Below are 17095 nucleotides of genomic sequence, written 5' to 3'. Positions count from 1 at the left end.
CCATGCCCACCGTGGTGATCACCGGCGCCGGCGGTTTCATCGGCCGCCATGTCGTTCGCGAGGCCGAACGCCGGGGCCTCACCCTGCGGCTGACGGCCCATCGCAGCCAGGTGCGCACGAGCGGCGCGCCGGGCACGACGATCGTCCCCGCCGACCTGACCGACCCCGACTCGCTGCACGGTCTGTGCGACGGCGCCGACGCCCTGCTGCACTGCGCCTCGCAGATCGGCGGCCCGGACGCGCTGTGCGAGGCGGTCAACGCCCGCGGTACGGCCGCGCTCGTGACCGAGGCCCGCCGGGCCGGCGTCGCCCGCATCGTCCAGCTCAGCACCGCCGCCGTATACGGACGGGGCACCTTCGCACGGGCCCGGCCACAGGACCTGGACCGCGCGCCGGTCTCGGCCACCTCGCGGACCCGGGCCACCGGCGAGGACGCCGTACTGGCCGCCGGCGGCACGGTGGTACGCCCCCACCTCGTCTACGGCGAGGGCGACACCCGGGTGGCACCCGCGCTGGCCCGGCTGCTGCGCAATCTGCCCGGCACGGTGGAGGGCTGGCGCGCACGGGTGTCGCTGATCGCCGCCGAGGACCTGGCCCGGGCCCTCGTCGCCGCCGCCCTGGCACCCGGCGACCGGCTCACCGCTCCCGTCTACCACGCCTGTCACCCCGAAGCCGTGCCCTGGCACACCGTCCTGAGCGCGGTCGGCGAGGCCGCTTCCATTCCCTGGCCGGAGCGGGACCTGACCCTCGACGAGGCGTACGAGTGGCTGCGGGCACAGGGAGGTTCGCGGCACGACCTGGACATGCTGGTCACCGACCACTGGTTCGACGGCGACCCGCTGTGGCACGACCTCGACTGCGCACCGGGCGCCTTCAGCGAACGCTTCGCCCAGCACGGGAGCTGGTACCGCCGGACGCTGACCCCGGCAGCAACCGCCGTATAGCCCAGCGGGCGATGCTCCTGTTCCCCGGCCCCGGACGCACCACCCGCCCGACGACCCCGTCGGGCCGGATCAACACGGCAACCGGGCCGGAGATCCGCACGGAGTCGTGGGCGAGCCCGGTGGGATCAACGACCAGCCGCACCTGGTCGTGACCCGCCTCCCGGACCGAATCCGCCGTCTCCTGGTCTGGCACCGTGAGCACCCGCAGCCACCCCCCGGTGTCCGCTTCGGGCGGCTGCGCCGACGTGTCTGCCGCGTCGAGCAGCCCGGCCACCGTCTGTTCCCGGCCGGCCGAGGCGCCGTCCGAGGCGAGTACGAGCAGCACCGGCCGGCCCGCTTCGAGGAGGTCGTGGACGTGGACGAGCGGAAGGCCGCCGAGCGGCACGTCGGGAGCCCTGCACCCCGGCACCAAACGGCCGACCGGTGTGTCTGGCGCCGGCAAGAGCCATCCTGCACCGGTACACCCCGTGGCAGGCGTAAGCAGCGATCCGGACTTCCTTCATTCCGACCGCCGCCGCCTGCTGTTCGTCCGTTTCGAGCAGCTGCTGCTGTTCTGGCGACTGGACTTGTCGGTGCGCGCGCAGTCCGTCGCCGACGACGTGGACTACGACGAAGCGAAGCCGGCGGCCCAAGCCCGCGAGGGAGAGTGGTCGCGGCCGGCCAGTGCCCTGGCCAGCGCGGTCGGCGCCGTCAAAGCTGCGGCCAGGCACCGCGCGGGCGACGCCGGCGGGCTCGTGGACCGTGGCTTCGCCCGCATCAGCGAGGCCGATGCGGCACCGGAGCATGGCCCGATGACATCAAGCGCCTCGCGCGGGCCGCAGCCCGTCGCGAACCGCTTTTGGGATGACTTCTTGGCAGCCGTCGTACCGGGGGGAACAGGTTGCGGCGCTCTCGTGGCCGGGCAGGCTCACGGGGCCAGAGGCGAGCGTCGTTACCCAGACAGGTGGCGCAGTCCTGCGGGGGATAGCCACCTTCTATTCGGGAACCCCACAAGACGGGGTGGAGAAGGTCGCCCAGTCACGTTCTCCGGCAATGAACGTTTCAACGACACCATCGCTTATCCCAAACCTGATCACTTTTCCTGCACATTCTGGCGCGGATGGCGCGAAGACAAGCTCTTCACCCTCCGTAGTCAGGGGTGACGACTGTGATTTGCCCGGCGTAGGTGTCGAATACATCTCCCCGAGTGCTGCCTACGTAGATTCCCGAGCGCGTCAGGATAGTTCTTGCTGCCGGTTGGACGTAGATGGCCACGAGGTGATCACGTTCGGCGAGGGAGCGGAGAGCGGTGTCGGGGGTGGCGCCGCTCACTAGGGCCGCACATTCCCTGACTGGTCTGGACGGCCAGCGCGTCGGGCTCAACGCGGTAGCCCTTCACGTACATCGCGGTCCTTATTCTCCGTGTGCTACTCGGCTGCGACGTTGTCATCATCGGCTCTTTCGGCGGTGGAACGGTGGAAGGTGCCCGATCCGAGAGCCGCCAGGAACCGGGCCGGGCACCGTCTGGCTCGTCGTCGGCTCAGCCGGCGGCGAGGGTCTGGATCTCAGAGCTGGTCAGAGTCCGGTTGTAGAACGAGTGAGTGCCGGTGCGGGCGTTCGAGGTGACCACGGAGGATCCGCTGCCGCTGAGGGTCCACGGGCTGAGCGAGCCGGATTCGAAGCCGGCGTTCGGCCTGATCGCCGCCTCCGCACGCCGCCATGGCACCGCTCTTGTGCGCAGAGCCGGGCCGTTCCCCGGACCCGCCTGTCGACCGGGTCAGCGGTCGGTCACCGTGCGGCGAAGCGGATCGCGGTGGGCAGCGGCGTGTCGAGACCGCCGGACGTGACGTGGACGCCCTCCGGTCCCGATTCGGCCTTGACGGGTTGGCCGTCCAGGCGTTCTGCCGTATCCGGATCCAGCAGGCCGGGACGCGCCTTCAGCACGATATGCCCGTCGGTCCCGTCAGGAACGTCGGCCACGAAGGCGTAGACGTGGCGCTCGTCGCGGGTCCAACGCACCCAGGGGCCGCCGTCCTGCGGGTCGGCGGAACCTGGTTCCAGTGGCCTGGTGGCGTGCACGGCCTCGGAGTGGCAGGCCATCCATGACGCCATGCCCTCCAGAGCGGCGCGTTGCTCCTGCGGGAGGGTGCCGTCGGCCTTCGGACCGACGTTGAGCAGTAGGTTCCCGCCGCGTGAGACGACGTCGACCAGCAGGCGGACGGCGCCTGCCGGATCCAGCATGTGCTCGGGGCCTTCCACTTGGTTGTAGCCGAAGGAGAATCCGATTCCCCGGGTGTTCTCCCAGCAGGCTGCCCCCTCGTTGGCCCGGTCCAGCTCGTACTCGCTGGTGAGGTAGTCGGCGTGGGCGCTGTCCCAGCGGTCGTTCACCACGCCTTCCGGCACGGTGGCGTAGTAGTGCGAGAACAACGCCGGCAGTTCGGCCCGGCCCGCTCGGGGCCAGCCCATGTCGTTCCACAGCACCGCGGGGTGATACCGCTCGATCAGGTCGAGGACCTGCCGGTGCGCGTAGGCGGCGTAGGCGGCCTCATGGGGCCTCCCATCGTCCATCCGGTCTTCGTGGAGAACGGGGTCCCGGCGTCCGGCGTACCAGTCGATGCCGCCGGAGTAGTACACGCCGAACCGCAGGTCGCGGGCCCGGACGGCGTCGGCGAGGTCGGCGATCAGGTCGCGGCGTGGACCGCGGTGGACGGTGTTGCGGGTGCCGGTGCCCGGGGCGTCCCACAGGGCTATCCCGTCGTGGTGCTTGGTCGTGGGGACGACGTAGCGCGCACCCGCCCGGGCGAACAGCTCCACCCAGTCCGCGGGGTCGAAGAGCTCGGCCTTCCAGGCGTCGAGGAACTCGTCGTAGGGGCGCCCGCCGTGCATGGTGCGATGGTGTTCCTGGGCGGGGCTGCCCTCGATCTGGATGGTGCTCCAGTACCACTCGGCGTACGGGTTGTGCTTGAACCACACATCGGGGTCGACGTCGCCGAGTGCGCCGATGGGCTCGGCCCAGGCCGGCACCGAGTACGCGCCCCAGTGGATGAAGATGCCGAATTTGGCGTCGGTGAACCACTCAGGGACCAGCCGACCGCTCAGAGGGAACTCGTTCATGCTTGAAACTCCCGATACATCGGATTTGTTAGACGAAGAACCGTGAACACTGGGGGCGAGGAGGCGCCGGATGCGGCGACCTGGGACATCGGCAGTCGGAGGTAGTGCGGTGTGTGCGCACCTCTCGGAGCTCCCTCTTCAGCAAGCAGTCCTCGACTGCGCCCGGGAGGCCCTGTGGCCGGGGAGCCCTCGGGCGGGCCGGGCGAGCCGGCCCGCCCGAGGGAGGGGTTTTCCTGGTGAGCCGGTGACGGTCAGGAGATCTTGATCAGCGTGTAGTCGTCGCAGTATCCGGCGGAGGTGCCGGAGTTCTTGTAGCAGTAGACGGTGGCGGAGGTGTTGCCGCTTCCCGTGGTGAGGAAGATCGGCTGCTGGGCGTAGGCGGTACCGGTGGCCTTCGAGAAGCTTTCGGTGCCGCCGAAGTTCTTCACGCCGAGGGCGACCTGCTCGCTGCCGCCTGCGGCCTTGGCCCAGCCGGTCAGCAGGTAGGTGGCGCTGGACGACAGACCGCCGGTGGCCTGCTCCACGCCGCTGCCGGAGGCTCCGGTCTGCAGGGAGTGAGTGCCGGTGCGGGCGTTGGAGGTGACCACGGAGGATCCGCTGCCGCCGAGGGTCCACGGGCTGAGCGAGCCGGATTCGAAGCCGGCGTTCGTCAGGAGGTTTGCAGGGGTGGAGACGCGTTCCACCGCGATGTCGTCGCAGTTTCCTGCAGCGGTGCCGCCGGAGTTCTTCCAGCAGTACAGCGTGGCCGTGGTGTTGGTGGAGCCGGTGGTGAACAGAACGGCGGCCTCGGAGTACGAGGTTGTGGCGACGTTGGTGAAGGTCTCGGTGCCGCCGTAGTTCTTGACGCCGATGGCGAGGGTCTCCCCGGCGTTCGCCACCTTGGCCCAGCCGGTGAGCAGGTAGGTGGTGTTGGGGGTCAGCCCGGTCAGGTTCTGGTTGGCGCCGTTGCCGGAGGCTCCGGTCTGCAGGGAGTGAGTGCCGGTGTGGGCGTTCGAGGTGACCACGGAGGATCCGCTGCCGCCGAGGGTCCACGGGCTGAGCGAGCCCGTCTCGAAGCCGGCGTTGGCCACGAGGTTGCCGCCGGTGCCGTTGTAGGCGCCGATGTTGGGCGCGGCCGTGGCGGAGACCGGGTTGCCGAAGGCGTCCTGGCCGCCGTTGTTGCTGATGACCGCCCCTGCCCGGACCACGGGGGAAGAGGGGTGGACCTGGTAGGCGTCCATTCCCGCGTACGAGGAGTTGGTGTTCGCGTTGCCCGGGTTGCGGAACTCGGGGTCGGTGACGACCTTCGCGGCGTCCGCGGGCTCGGAGGAGGGGTGCCGGCCGTAGAAGAGGTTGTTCGAGTAGACGGAGCCTGCGCCGGTGGCGAGGTAGCCGCCCGAGCCGTAGTTGAAGACCGCGTTGTTCTCGAAGGACCAGGCCCCGGAGACGCTGGTCCTGCCGCGGCCACCCGTGATCTGCGTGCCCAGGCCGTCCCTGACGTAGAACGTGTTGTTGTAGAACAGCGGGGCCATGCCGCTGCTGCCGCTCTTGTTCGGGATGTTGCCGGGCATGTCGATGATGGAGTCGGCGTGGTTGGAGGTGCCGGACTCCGGGCAACCCGAGTTGGAGCCGTCGTTCTCGCTGACGTTGTAGCGCACCACCGTGCCGTCGCTGGGCACGGTCGCGGTGGGCTCGCTGGGGCTGGAGGAGGAGGCCGGCATCACCAGCAGGAAGCCACCGAGGTTCTGGTGGCTGTAGTTGTACTGGATCGTGGTGTTGTGGTTGCCCCAGTCGACGTCGTACGCCTGGCCGTCCTGGAAGTTGGCCTGGCAGTACACCTCGTTGCCCTGGATCACGCTGTCCTGACTGCCTGCCACCCAGATGCCCGCGGACGCTCGGTTGCAGACCTGGCCCGAGGGCGGGCAGGTGCTCTTCAGCCCGCCGTGGCCGGCCTTGTTGTTCTCGATGAGGGCGCCACTGCCCTTGACCACGAGGACGTCGTCGCCGCCGTCGTAGGTCATCGTGTTGCCGCGGATGACCGTGCGCGTGGTCAGGCCGGTGCCCTGACCGTTCCCGTCCGGGGTGACGGCGACGGCGATGCGGTCGACGTGGTCGAAGGTGTTGTTCTCGACGACGACGTCGTCGAAGGTGGAGACGGGGGTGGTGTGGTCGGTCTGGACGCCCACGCCGGCGTTGGTGGAGTACCACCCGGCCGACCAGCCGCTGATGTTGTGGATGTACATGTCGTGCACCCGGATGTGGTGCAGGATCCCGCCGGAGCTGTTCTCGGCGAGGACGCCGGAGCGGTAGTCCGGGGAGGCCGCGGGGTTGGTGAGTTCCAGGCCGCCGATCTCCCAGTACTGCTGGTTGAGGAGGTGGATGACGGGGCCGGTGGCGCCGTTCGCGTTGATGACCGGCTTGGCGCCGGTGCCGTAGGCGCCCATGGTGACGGGGCTGCCGGAGGTGCCCGAGCCGTGGGGGGTGAGCTGGCCGGTGCAGGTGGTGCCCGCGGCGAAGAGGATGCTGTCGCCCGCGCCGAAGGAGGTGTTGTTGACGCTGGTGACGGAGTTCCAGGGGCTGGCCTGGGTGCCGTTGCCGTTGGAGGCGGCCGAGCAGTTCACGTAGTACGTGGTGCCTGCGGCCATGGCGGCCTGGGCGGGCAGCACGAGGACGCCCGCCAGGATGGCGAGCAGGGTGAGGACGCGGGATGCCCGGTGTATCGGGCGGTTTGCTCTGCGGCGCTTCATTGCGACGCTCCTTGCTGGGTGACGGTGTCCTCCGCGCCGCGGGCTGCGGCGCGGATCTTTCTACGCCGGGCGGGCGCCGAAGCGGCCCGCCCGCAACCCGTGGCGACGCTCAGGTCGCTGACAGTGATGTCGGGAGGGATGTGGCGAGGACGGAGGCGTGGCGCATGCCAGGCGGTGGCGCGAAGGGGACGGGCTCCCAGTCCACGCCGTCCTTGCTGCGGACCGCCCCGTACCTCCCCTCCAGGAAATGGTCGAAGATCATGACCCACTCGTCTCCTCGGCGGAAGAGACACGGTCCTTCCACGAGTGAGGGGGTGACCGGCCCCGTGGGGGCGGAGTACGGACCGCCGGGGGTGTCGAACGTGGTCACATTGATGTCCTTGTGGGCGGTGGCGGGGTCGTTGGTGCCGCGTTCGTCCTTGAAGGCCATGAGGAATCCGCCCTCGGCCAGCTCGTGCACGGTGGCGTCGATGACCGAGTGACCCGGGTCGAAGAAGACCGCCGGGGCCGAGAACGTCCTGAAGTCCTCGGTGGTGCAGTGCCAGATGCGGTGGTCCTGGCTGACGTACTCGAAGTTGCGGCCCTCGGCCGTGCTGCCCGCCTCGACGACCGACGACCAGATGAGGTGGTACAGCCCCGTCGCGCGGTCCAGGAAGAACTCCGGAGCCCAGGCGTTGTGAGCCCCCTGCACACCGGCCATGACCGGGATGAGTCGCTGCTCCGACCAGGTGCGGAGGTCCGTCGAGGTGGCGTGGACGATGGAGGGGCTCGTCCAGCCGTCGGTGGCCAGCAGATGGAACAGGCCGTCGGGGCCCACCCCGATGAACGGGTCCCGCAGCCGGCCGGTGCCGACCGTGCCCCGCAGAACGGGCCGGCCGCCGTTCACCGTCCTGAACTCCTCGCCGTCGTGGCTGTAGGCCAGATGCAGGGCCTCGTCGGCGCTGGTGAAGTAGGAGACCACGTACATCGGTGGGAGGGTCCTTCCGGAACGTCGGAGCGAAGGTGGTTCACGACTTGACCGCGCCGGCGGACATGCCGGCGACCACCTGGCGCTGCAAGAAGACGAAGATGACCAGCAGCGGCAGCACTCCGAGCAGGGCGGCCGGGAACAGGGTGGTCGGCTGCACGGTGTGCGGGTCGATGAAGGAGTAGGCGTTCACCATGACCGTCCGCTTGCCGGGGTCCTGCAGGAACACCAGCGGAACGAGCAGGTCGTTCCAGATCTGCAGGGAGATGAACGTCAGCAGGGTGCTGGTGACCGGCCGGAGCAGCGGCAGGATGATCGTGAAGAACGTGCGCAGGGCGCCGCAGCCGTCGAGCGCGGCCGCCTCCTCCAGGTCGCCCGGGATCGAGCGGATGAAGCTGGTGTAGAAGAACACCGCGACCGGGAGGTTCAGGGCCGTGTAGATGAACACCACGCCCGCGTAGGTGTCCAGCAGGTTGAGGTCGCGCATCAGCAGGTACAGCGGCGCTACGACGACGAACACCGGAACGGACGTACCGAGGATGAACAGCCGGTACACGGTGGTGGACCAGTGCTGGGTGATCCGGGCCAGCGGATAGGCGGCGAGCGAGCCGATGATGGTGATGGCCGCGCATGACAGTCCGGTGATGAGCAGGGTGTTGAGGGTGCTGGGGCCGTAGTGGATCTGGCTGAAGGCGTTCGTGAAGTTCTTCAGGGTCAGCGAGTGCGGGATGCCGAGCGGGGAGCGGGCCACGTCCGCCGCGGTGCGCAGCGAGGTGACGACCGTGAAGACGAACGGCAGGACGAACAGGACGGTGCCCAGGCACAGCAGGACGGTGCCGAGGCCGCCGGTCAGGCGGCGCAGCGTGATGCGCGGCGTTCCGGAAGGTGTCCTACGGGGGCGGGGTGAGGGCCGGTCCGAGCTCCTGCGGGCGTGCGCGGGGGGCCGGGGTCCGGTCGGGGGCGCGGAGATGTTGGAAGTCATGGTGGCGATCCGTCAGTTCCTGGGGGCGACCCCGTCAGATACGTCGCTCGCGGAGGCGGAGCAGGGAGGAGGTGGCGCTGGAGAGGACGACCACGGTCACCAGGAGCACGACTGACAGCGCGACGCCGTAGGCGAACTTCCCGCCGCCGAAGACGTTGCGGTACACGAGCAGGGTCAGCGTGTCCGTGGCGTCGGCCGGGCCGCCGTTGGTCAGCACGAGCGGGAACTCGAAGACCTTCAGCGAGCCGATGAGGCTGAGCGTCACGTTGACGGTGAGCGCGGGAGCGAGCAGCGGCCACTCGATGCTGACGAAGCGGCGCCAGCCGCGCGCGCCGTCCAGGGCGGCCGCCTCCAGCAGTTCGGCCGGCATGCTCATATAGCTGGCGAGGAAGATCGCGCAGGAGTAGCCGGTGAACATCCAGATGTTGACGGCGGCCACCGCGTACAGCGCGGTGGAGGTGTCGCCGAGCCACACATGGGTGAGGCCGTGCAGGCCCACCAGGTCGAGGAGCACGTTGATGCCGCCGCTCGGGGCGAGCAGGTACGACCAGATGAAGGCGGCCATCACCGGCGAGATCAGCGTCGGCGTGAGCAGCACGACGTTGAGCACCTTGCGGACCCGGGGACGGCGGAACAACATGCTCGCGAAGAGCAGCCCGAGGCCGTTCTGCACGACCACGACCACCGCCGCGTACAGCACGGTGTGCCATAGGGCCGCGGTGACCTTCGGGTCGTCGGCCATGGCACGGTAGTTGTCCGTGCCGACGAAGTGCGCGATCGGGCCGCCGAGGCTGTCGGTCATGCTCAGATAGATCCCGCGGGCCAGCGGGTAGAGCATGAACACGCCGTACACGGTGATCGCCGGGAGCAGGAAGGCGGCCATGGTGGCGCGCCGTCGGTGAAACACGGGAGTCCTCCTCTTGCCCGGATGGGCCGTGGCGGGGGCGTCAGGAGCCGCCTACCGCCCCTCATCACGGCCGGCTTCGGGATGTGTTACTTGGCGGACGCCCCGGCCTGGATGTCCTTCAGGGTCTGCGCGGCGGACGCCTTGCCCAGCAGGTACGCCTGGATCTTGGAGCCGGTCGCGGTCTCGGCCGCGCTTCCGTACCAGGTGTTGGACGGCATGATCCGGTAACGGCCTTCCTTGAAGGCCGTGGTGAAGGCCGTCGTCTCGGGGCTCTCCGGGGTCGTGCCACCGGTGAACGGCGACTCCGCGTGCTCGGCCTCGAGATACTTGGCCAGGTTCTCGCTCTGCGACCAGAACTTCACGTACTCGCGTGCCGCGTCGGCCTGCTGGGACTGGGAGTTGACCGCCCACATCGTGCCGGAGAAGACCATGCCGTTGGGCTTGGTGCCGGCGGCGCCGCCCGGCCACGGTGCGAAGGAGACCGGGAAGCCGGCCTTCTTGACGTTGGAGACCTGCCACGCGCCCTGGTACCAGAAGGCGCTCTTGCCGGCGCTGAAGTCCTGCGGGCCCTGGGACCAGTCGTCGACGCCGAGTTCGTTCTTCCAGTTGACGTACCCCTTGTCCTCAAGGGTCTTCAACTGCTGCAGGGGCGCCTTCCAGTCCGGGTCGAAGCCGGTCTTGCCGCCGAGGAAGTCGGCGTCCCACTGCTTGTTCTTCTGGTAGACGAGGGTCGAGCCGCTCGCCTGGAAGACGGACTCGCCGGTCCAGCCGGACTTGTCGGGCAGTGCGATGGGGTTGATGCCGGCCTTCTTGACCTTGGCGAGGTCCTTCAGGAACGTCGGCCAGTCGGCGGGCACTTCGGTGATGCCGGCCTTCTTCAGCAGGTCCATGTTGGCGTACATGCCGATGCCGATCAGCTCCATCGGCATGGCGAGCGTCTTGCCGTCCGCCTGCGTGAACTGCTTGGCGTCCGGGGCTATGCGGCTCGCCCAGGCCTCCTTGGACAGGTCGGCGAGGTAGCCGGAGGCACCCCACTTCCCCATCTTGTCCGTGTCGGCCATGATGACGTCGCCGGCTTTGCCGCCCAGGAGTTCGGTCTGGAGCTTCTGCGTGTAGGTGTCGCCGGCCGTGATGTACTCGAAGTCGACCTTGATCTTCGGGTGGGTCTTCTCGAACGCCTTGTTGATCTCCGCGACGTTCGCCGGCTCCGCGCCGCCGCCCTTCCACGCCTCAACATGGAGGGTCACCGTGCCGTCACCGGAGGCACCGGACGACCCGCCCCCGCACGCGGCCAGCGACATCGCCAGGGCGGCGACCGTGGTGGCGACCGCGAGAGATCTCCCGGAACGCTTCATTGCACACCTCACTCATCGTCGGCGAAGAACCGACTCGTCATGATCAGAAGGATGGGGACCGGTCAGCCTGCTTCCGGGTAGGTGCAGCTGACATGTCCGCAAAAAAGGGCCGGTCGACCCGCAATACGGCGAACGGTGCTCACCGATGGCCGGGACTGTAACGCAAAACTTGGGTGACATCTATACGTAACTTTCCGTGCTCGACCTGATGGTCCAAATCGCCGGTCCTCCTGGCATGCAGGCTCGGTTTTGTTGACGATCGGCCAGCCTTATCGTTACAGTGTCCGGGACCCGGCAGGCGGGTTGGAGCCTGACAGTGGTCGGCGGACAGAGGGGGGCAAGGGGTGGCAGGGCGGGTGACCATCGCGCAGGTGGCTGAGGGGGCCGGCGTCTCCGCGATGACGGTGTCCAACGTCATGAACGGCAAGCCGGGGGCCTCCGAGGACACCCGGCGCCGCGTCCTGGAGGTGGCCGGCCGGCTCGGATACCGGCCGAATGTCGCGGCTCGCAACCTCAAGGCCGGACGCAGCGGGCTCGTCGGACTGATTGCGCTGGACCTGACCAGCCAGTACGGGCTGGAGATCCTGCGCGGCGTCGCTGACGAGCTGGCCAGTGCCGAGCAGGAGCTGCTCGTCAACGCCTCCTACCACGACGCGGTGCGGGAGAAGGACCGGGTCGAGTTCCTGGGAGGTGGCCTCGTCGACGGGATGCTCATGATCGCGCCGGTCCTGGAGGACGAGACGGTCGCGCTGCTGCGCCGGCAGACCGTGCCCTGCGTCATCATCGACCCGCGGCGCATGGACGTACCGCTGCCCCGTCTCAGCGTCGACAACTACCACGGCATGCGCCTGGGCACCCAGCACCTGATCGACCTGGGGCACGCCCGGATCGCCTACCTCCGCGGCCTGGACGAACTCGAGAGCACGTCCATCCGCTTCCAGGGCTTTCAGGACGCGATGCGGCTCGCCGGGCTGGACGTCGACGAACGGCTCGTCGCCTCGTGCGACTTCTCCTATGCCAGCGGCTTCCGCGCCGCCATGCGCCTGATCGACGATCACCAGCCGACGGCGATCGTCGCCGGCGCCGATCTGCTGGCGCTCGGCGCCGTCGACGCCGCACGGGCGCGCGGCCTCAGCGTGCCCGCCGACTTCTCGGTCGTCGGCTTCGACGACCTCCCGCAGGCGGCGCAGAGCTTCCCCGGCCTGACCACCGTGCGTCAGCCGCTGCACGACATGGGACAGAAGGCGGCCCGCGCGCTGCTGTCCCTCATCGACGGGCAGAGGCTACTCATGGAGCACATGGAGGTGGGCACCGAACTCGTGGTGCGCAACTCCACCGCCCCCCCGGCGGCGGCACGGCCTGACCCTGCGATGCCGCACCGGCTCGCCGCGAACCAGGCAGGGCGTGAGGGCGGCGCCCAAAAGGCGTCCGCGAACGGGTGACGGCCCTCCGCTCCAAACTGTCACCCGGCCGTGGCATCGGGAACGAAGGGCTCGTCCGGGCTCGTGGGCGAAGGGCGCCCCACGTGTAGGAAGTTGCCGCGCCGGCCCCAGGTGCGGCCCTTGGGCGGACGGCCGGTCACGGGAGCACCGAGTACGCCGCCCAGGGCGTGGGGCGGCACCGTGGCTACCTCTCGCTGCCCCCGGCCGGGGCTGAGCCCTCGCCGGTGCCACGTGTGCCGGGTTCACCCGGTGGGCCGGGGCGCCCGGCATGGCCGTTCTTCCCCGATACGGGGTCGGGGTGCTGGAAACACCCGCTTACTGATCATCGCCATCACTTCCCTGAGGACGACCATGCCACTGACCGACCAGCCCTACGAGGACCTCGTCGACTACCGCCCAGAGCTCACCGCGCCTGAGGACTTCGACGCCTTCTGGCAGCAGACCCTCGCGGAGGCGCGCACCCACTCGGGCGCCCCGACGGTCACGCCGGTGCCCGACTCGCTGCTCACCACCATCGACGTCTTCGACGTCCGGTTCCCGGGCTGGAACGGCGAACCGGTAGCCGCATGGCTGCTGCTGCCCAAGGGCGGGGACGAGCCGCTGCCGACGATCGTGCGGTACATCGGCTACAGCGGCGGCAGGGGCCTGCCTACCGACCACCTGCTGCCGCCGAGCGCCGGCTACGCCCACCTGGTCGTGGACAGCCGGGGACAGGGCCACGACACGCCCGACCGTGGCGAGGGCTCCGGCACCCAGTGGGTGCAGGGCTTCATGACCCGCGGCATCGAGGACCCGCGCCACCACTACTACCGCCGCCTGATCACGGACTGCGTCCGTGCCGTGGACGCCGCCACGCAGCTTCCCCGGGTGGACCCGGAGCGGATCATCGTGGCCGGCGGCAGCCAGGGCGGCGGCCTCTCCCTCGCCGTCGCGGGTCTGGCATCCGAGCTGGTCGCGGCGACCATGCCGGACGTGCCGTTCCTCTGCCACTACCGTCGCGCGGCGGACATCTCCGGTGAGGGGCCCTACGTCGAGATCGCCGGCTACCTGCGCCACCACAGCCGGGAGAAGGTGGAGACGGCCTTCGCCACGCTGGCCTACTTCGACGGGGTGCACTTCGCCACCCGCGCCACCGTCCCCGCGCTCTTCAGCGTGGGCCTGATGGACCCGATCTGCCCACCCTCCACCGTGTACGCGGCCTACAACCGCTACGCGGGCGAGGACCGTGCCATCAGCGTCTGGCACTTCGCCGACCACGGCGGCGGCTACGGCTCCTCAGCGCGGGTGCAGTTGGAGTGGCTGCGCGAGCGGGGTCTCGCACCCAAGTCGGGCTGACGGTCCGACAGTCGCCCGGCAACCACACCCACCCGGCAACGCCGTCGGCCCCCGCGCTGTCACTTCAACCCAACGTGCGAGGACCCACGCAGGACGCCAGATCTGGCAGCACCCGACAGTCCCATCGACCGCCGATCGCCCCATGGGAGACAGGTGAATTCACTCGTCGGCCGAAGCAGCGACATTCCCCTGATGGCGTGTCACGCACGGCTGTCCACCGGCTGTCCACCGAGACCCCTCGCGCGGGCTTGCCCAATCGCCCAATGGCACGAAAAAGAGCAGGTCAGAGACCTAGACCGTCAATACGGTCACGGAAACCACACCTCTGACCTACGCACTGACCTACGCACTACGATGCGTAGACCATGAGTGTCCGATTAGCCCGGATTCCAAGGTCAACGAAACAAAGAAAACCCCAGGTCAGGGGCCTGACCTGGGGTTCACCACAGAGCCGCCTTCGGGATTCGAACCCGAGACCTACGCATTACGAGACCATGAGTGATCGTGTTGCCTCGTGTCTCGCCGTGCTGTCCGGTGACATTTTTCCTGATCAGAGCACGTGCGACAGGTTATCCCGTGCCGTCCCGTGATGCACCGTCCAAAGGCGTCTGTCCATCGGCTGTCCACCGACGGGGCCGCTTGGTCGGCCGCATCCCGCCGCCCCATCGGTTCTAGCGAAACCCCGACAGGGGGCGGAGCCGGCATGAGGACGACTGTCCATTTCTCACAAGGAGCGACCGCGCGACACGTCACCATGAACGCCGCGGCCTCCCTCCACGACGGGACCTTCGACCGAAACGATATCTATCATCGCCAATGAATGGTATCGTTTCACGGACGAAAGTATCGCCGAGAGGATCATCCACATGGCCAGAACCGTCATCGACCTCGATGAAAACATGGTCACCGAGGCCATGCGCATCTTCGGGACCAAAACGAAGGCCAAAGCCGTCCGCCTCGCCATGGAAGACGCCGTCAAGAGGCACCTGCGGCAGGAGGGCTTCGACGCCATGGAGGCCGGCGAGCTCGACTTCAGTGAGATCGTCGAGAACACCGGGCCCCGCAACGCAGACGGCTCCCTCAAGCACAACGGCGACCGCGACGGAGGCCGGGCCGCCTGATGCAGGACCGCTACCTGATCGACAAGTCCGCCCTCGCCCGCTGGACGAAGCCGAGCGTCAAGGAGGTGCTCAAGCCTCTGCACGAGCGCTACCTCCTCGCCGTATGCCAGCCCACCGAGTTCGAGATGATCCACTCTGCACGGGACAGCTCGGAAGCAACACGGATCAGCACCTGGCTCCACGCCTTCGACTACCTCCGCACCGACGACGACACCTTCACACGCGCTCTCGAGATCCAGCGCCATGCCCTCAACGCGGGCTTCCATCGCGCTCTGTCCCTTCCTGACCTGCTGATCGCCGCCACAGCGGAACTGAACCGGCGAACGGTCCTCCACTACGACGGTGACTTCGACATGATCGCCTCCCTCACCGGCCAACCCACCGAATGGGTCGTTCCGCCTGACAGCGCCGACCGCTGACCATGTCGGCCTTCTCCGCCTACGAAGAGTTGTTCCGTGTCACTCTGGGCGGTTGCTTGGGGTGTGGCAGCCGACCTGCGTCGGCGCGCCGGTCGCCCCGTACAGCCTGGCTCCGCACGGATCCCCGCAGGGCCTGGACCGGACCCCGGGGGGAGACTCGTCGAACTGTCCCTCGCCGTCTTCTGATCGCGAACGCTCCCTCGGCCGGTTTCGACCTGCCGGGCCGGCGTCGAGGGTTGTCGCCACCGGCCTGACGCTCCGTATCCGGCGGATGGACCCGACGGCGCTGGAGGACCGAGCCGCCCGCCTGGAAGCAGAACGCGCCCTGCGCGTCCGGCTCGCCGCGGCGGTGGGGCGCTCACGGGACGCGAGAGAGAGGGGCGACATCGTCGGCCTCAACCTCTCGGTCACAGTCGGTCGCTGAAAGCCCCGCAGTCTTCGTCTCGCCGAGGAGCCCAGCCAGCCGTTCCCCCGGTGTCACCACTACATCCCCGCCCTCCGTCCGACCCCTGCGGGCCCGCCGTCCTCGGCCCGATTCTTGGCCCGACGGTGCCGCAGGGGGTATCAGGGCCAGGTCTCCGCCACATGAGCCGCATCGCACGGCGGTAGTCTGCACGGCCGTGAGCGAGTACCAGTACTACGAGTTCCAGGCCATCGACCGATCGTTGACGAAGGACGAACTCGAGCAGGTGCGGGCGCTGTCGAGCCGGGCCCGGATCAGCGCGACGCACTTCGTCAACGAGTACCACTACGGCAACTTCCGCGGTGATGAGCGCAGACTGATGGAGCAGTTGTACGACGCTCACTTGTACTTCGCCAACTGGGGCTCGCGGCGCCTGATGCTGCGCCTGCCCACCGCGCTGCTGTCCGCCCGCAGCGCCGAACCCTACTGCGCGGAAGACGCCTTGACCTGCTGGACCAGGAACGGGCATCTGCTGCTCGACTTTGCCTACTCGGCCGAGGACGGCGGCGAGTGGGACTTCGAGAACTCCTTCACCCTCGCCTCGTTCACCACACTGCGTACCGAACTCGCCGCGGGCGACCTGCGGCCCCTCTATATTGCCTGGCTTTCCGCGCTCACCCGCTGGGAGTTGGAGGAGGACGTCGACGAGGACGAGTACACCTCCACGATCGAGCCGCCCGTACCGGCCGGCCTTGCCCAACTCACCGGTCCGCAGCAGGCCCTGGCGGACTTCCTGCGCGTCGACCCGCACCTGCTCACCGCGGCTGCCCGCGCCAGCAGTGCCGCCCCTTCCCAGACAATCGACAAGGACGCACTCGCCGGCTGGATCCGCGCCCTGCCGCAACGAGAGAAGGACGCCCTGCTGCTGGAGGCGGTCTTGGGCACCGCCCCACAGCCGGGGCCCGTCCTCCTGGCCCGTCACCGCGCCGCGTCCCACAGCGCAGCCGAACCGTCCACCGCCACCCGGCGCCGCTCAGCCGCAGAGCTCCTCGACGCCGCCCACGAGGTGCGCACCGAGCACACCCGGCAGCAGGAACAGGCCCGCGCCCAGGCCCGCGCCCAGGCCCGCCGGGCCGAACATCTGGCCCGCGAGAGCCACCTGGACCGCCTGGCCGAGAACGCCGAGCAAGCCTGGCAGGACGTCGCCAACCTGATCGGGAAAAAGCAGGCCGGCCCCTATGACACCGCTGTCACCCTCCTGAAGGATCTCCGCGAGGTCCACGACCGGGCGGGCACCCCCGAGGAGTTCACCCGGCGCCTTGACAACCTGCGCGAGCAGCACCGCGGCAAGCCCTCACTGATGCGACGCCTCACCGACGCCGACCTGACGCCCCGCTGAGA

General features: G+C 68.9%; 16 protein-coding genes. 8 read left to right on the top strand and 8 right to left on the bottom strand.

The features are described from left to right. Positions 1–2: 2 nt before the first annotated feature. Positions 3–944: an NAD-dependent epimerase/dehydratase family protein gene (locus tag OOK07_RS24205; RefSeq protein WP_266798433.1), complete on the top strand. Its 942-nt coding sequence runs from the start codon at positions 3–5 to the stop codon at positions 942–944. Here the strand turns inward: OOK07_RS24205 and OOK07_RS24200 are convergent. Continuing rightward, positions 874–1386: a hypothetical protein gene (locus OOK07_RS24200; protein ID WP_266798431.1), complete on the bottom strand. Its 513-nt coding sequence runs from the start codon at positions 1384–1386 to the stop codon at positions 874–876. The two genes, OOK07_RS24205 and OOK07_RS24200, sit on opposite strands and share 71 nt — an antisense overlap. Positions 1387–1411: 25 nt before the next feature. Between OOK07_RS24200 and OOK07_RS24195 the strand changes: the two genes are divergently transcribed. Next, positions 1412–2086, top strand: coding sequence for a hypothetical protein (locus OOK07_RS24195; RefSeq protein WP_266798429.1), 675 nt, complete (start codon positions 1412–1414; stop codon positions 2084–2086). A 377-nt stretch (positions 2087–2463) separates the two neighbouring features. On the opposite strand, the gene OOK07_RS24190 is transcribed toward OOK07_RS24195, so the two are convergent. The 7 genes from OOK07_RS24190 to OOK07_RS24160 form a co-directional block, all read right to left on the bottom strand. Further along, positions 2464–2649, bottom strand: a complete 186-nt coding sequence (locus tag OOK07_RS24190; protein WP_266798427.1) for a hypothetical protein — start codon at positions 2647–2649, stop codon at positions 2464–2466. Positions 2650–2711: 62 nt separating this feature from the next. Continuing rightward, complete coding sequence (locus OOK07_RS24185) at positions 2712–4037, bottom strand: alpha-L-fucosidase (protein ID WP_266682859.1); 1326 nt, start codon at positions 4035–4037, stop codon at positions 2712–2714. Between the two features lie 251 nt (positions 4038–4288). Then, complete coding sequence (locus tag OOK07_RS24180) at positions 4289–6763, bottom strand: carbohydrate binding domain-containing protein (protein ID WP_266798424.1); 2475 nt, start codon at positions 6761–6763, stop codon at positions 4289–4291. 109 nt (positions 6764–6872) lie between these two features. Beyond that, positions 6873–7730 carry a glycoside hydrolase family 43 protein gene (locus OOK07_RS24175; protein WP_266798421.1) on the bottom strand — a complete coding sequence of 286 codons (858 nt, stop codon included), beginning with the start codon at positions 7728–7730 and terminating at the stop codon, positions 6873–6875. A gap of 40 nt (positions 7731–7770) precedes the next feature. Beyond that, the gene (locus OOK07_RS24170) at positions 7771–8712 is read right to left on the bottom strand and encodes a carbohydrate ABC transporter permease (RefSeq protein WP_266798418.1); all 942 of its coding nucleotides are present in this window, start codon (positions 8710–8712) and stop codon (positions 7771–7773) included. 34 nt (positions 8713–8746) lie between these two features. After that, on the bottom strand, positions 8747–9619 hold the full coding sequence (locus OOK07_RS24165; protein ID WP_266682855.1) for a carbohydrate ABC transporter permease: 873 nt from the start codon (positions 9617–9619) through the stop codon (positions 8747–8749). Between the two features lie 86 nt (positions 9620–9705). Then, a complete protein-coding gene (locus OOK07_RS24160) occupies positions 9706–10974 on the bottom strand; it encodes an ABC transporter substrate-binding protein (protein WP_266798415.1) in 1269 nt (422 codons plus the stop codon). Positions 10975–11345: 371 nt separating this feature from the next. On the opposite strand from OOK07_RS24160, the gene OOK07_RS24155 reads away from it, so the two are divergent. From OOK07_RS24155 to OOK07_RS24130, 6 genes are all read left to right on the top strand, one after another. After that, entirely contained in the window at positions 11346–12416 is a 1071-nt protein-coding gene (locus OOK07_RS24155; RefSeq protein WP_266798412.1) for a LacI family DNA-binding transcriptional regulator, read from the top strand. Positions 12417–12767: 351 nt separating this feature from the next. Continuing rightward, positions 12768–13751 (top strand): acetylxylan esterase, encoded by a 984-nt coding sequence (locus tag OOK07_RS24150; RefSeq protein ID WP_266682852.1) that lies wholly within the window; start codon positions 12768–12770, stop codon positions 13749–13751. Between the two features lie 866 nt (positions 13752–14617). Further along, positions 14618–14872: a type II toxin-antitoxin system VapB family antitoxin gene (locus tag OOK07_RS24145; protein ID WP_062049103.1), complete on the top strand. Its 255-nt coding sequence runs from the start codon at positions 14618–14620 to the stop codon at positions 14870–14872. Further along, positions 14872–15291: a PIN domain nuclease gene (locus tag OOK07_RS24140; protein ID WP_266682851.1), complete on the top strand. Its 420-nt coding sequence runs from the start codon at positions 14872–14874 to the stop codon at positions 15289–15291. Before OOK07_RS24145 ends, OOK07_RS24140 begins: the two co-directional genes overlap by 1 nt. A gap of 271 nt (positions 15292–15562) precedes the next feature. Beyond that, complete coding sequence (locus tag OOK07_RS24135) at positions 15563–15715, top strand: hypothetical protein (RefSeq protein WP_266798406.1); 153 nt, start codon at positions 15563–15565, stop codon at positions 15713–15715. A 196-nt stretch (positions 15716–15911) separates the two neighbouring features. Next, on the top strand, positions 15912–17093 hold the full coding sequence (locus OOK07_RS24130) for a hypothetical protein (RefSeq protein ID WP_266682849.1): 1182 nt from the start codon (positions 15912–15914) through the stop codon (positions 17091–17093). The last annotated feature ends 2 nt before the right edge of the window (positions 17094–17095 follow it).

The organism is Streptomyces sp. NBC_00078, from assembly GCF_026343335.1.
Lineage (GTDB): Bacteria > Actinomycetota > Actinomycetes > Streptomycetales > Streptomycetaceae > Streptomyces.
Note: the sequence above shows the minus strand (reverse complement) of the source record. Positions and strands in the feature narration are given on the sequence as shown.

Bases quoted from the DNA above. Each gene is read 5' to 3' on its own strand.
- OOK07_RS24205 (WP_266798433.1), top strand. From the start codon at position 3: ATGCCCACCGTGGTGATCACCGGCGCCGGCGGTTTCATCGGCCGCCAT.
- OOK07_RS24185 (WP_266682859.1), bottom strand. From the start codon at position 4,037: ATGAACGAGTTCCCTCTGAGCGGTCGGCTGGTCCCTGAGTGGTTCACC.
- OOK07_RS24180 (WP_266798424.1), bottom strand. From the start codon at position 6,763: ATGAAGCGCCGCAGAGCAAACCGCCCGATACACCGGGCATCCCGCGTC.
- OOK07_RS24175 (WP_266798421.1), bottom strand. From the start codon at position 7,730: ATGTACGTGGTCTCCTACTTCACCAGCGCCGACGAGGCCCTGCATCTG.
- OOK07_RS24170 (WP_266798418.1), bottom strand. From the start codon at position 8,712: ATGACTTCCAACATCTCCGCGCCCCCGACCGGACCCCGGCCCCCCGCG.
- OOK07_RS24160 (WP_266798415.1), bottom strand. From the start codon at position 10,974: ATGAAGCGTTCCGGGAGATCTCTCGCGGTCGCCACCACGGTCGCCGCC.
- OOK07_RS24150 (WP_266682852.1), top strand. From the start codon at position 12,768: ATGCCACTGACCGACCAGCCCTACGAGGACCTCGTCGACTACCGCCCA.
- OOK07_RS24145 (WP_062049103.1), top strand. From the start codon at position 14,618: ATGGCCAGAACCGTCATCGACCTCGATGAAAACATGGTCACCGAGGCC.
- OOK07_RS24140 (WP_266682851.1), top strand. From the start codon at position 14,872: ATGCAGGACCGCTACCTGATCGACAAGTCCGCCCTCGCCCGCTGGACG.
- OOK07_RS24135 (WP_266798406.1), top strand. From the start codon at position 15,563: ATGGACCCGACGGCGCTGGAGGACCGAGCCGCCCGCCTGGAAGCAGAA.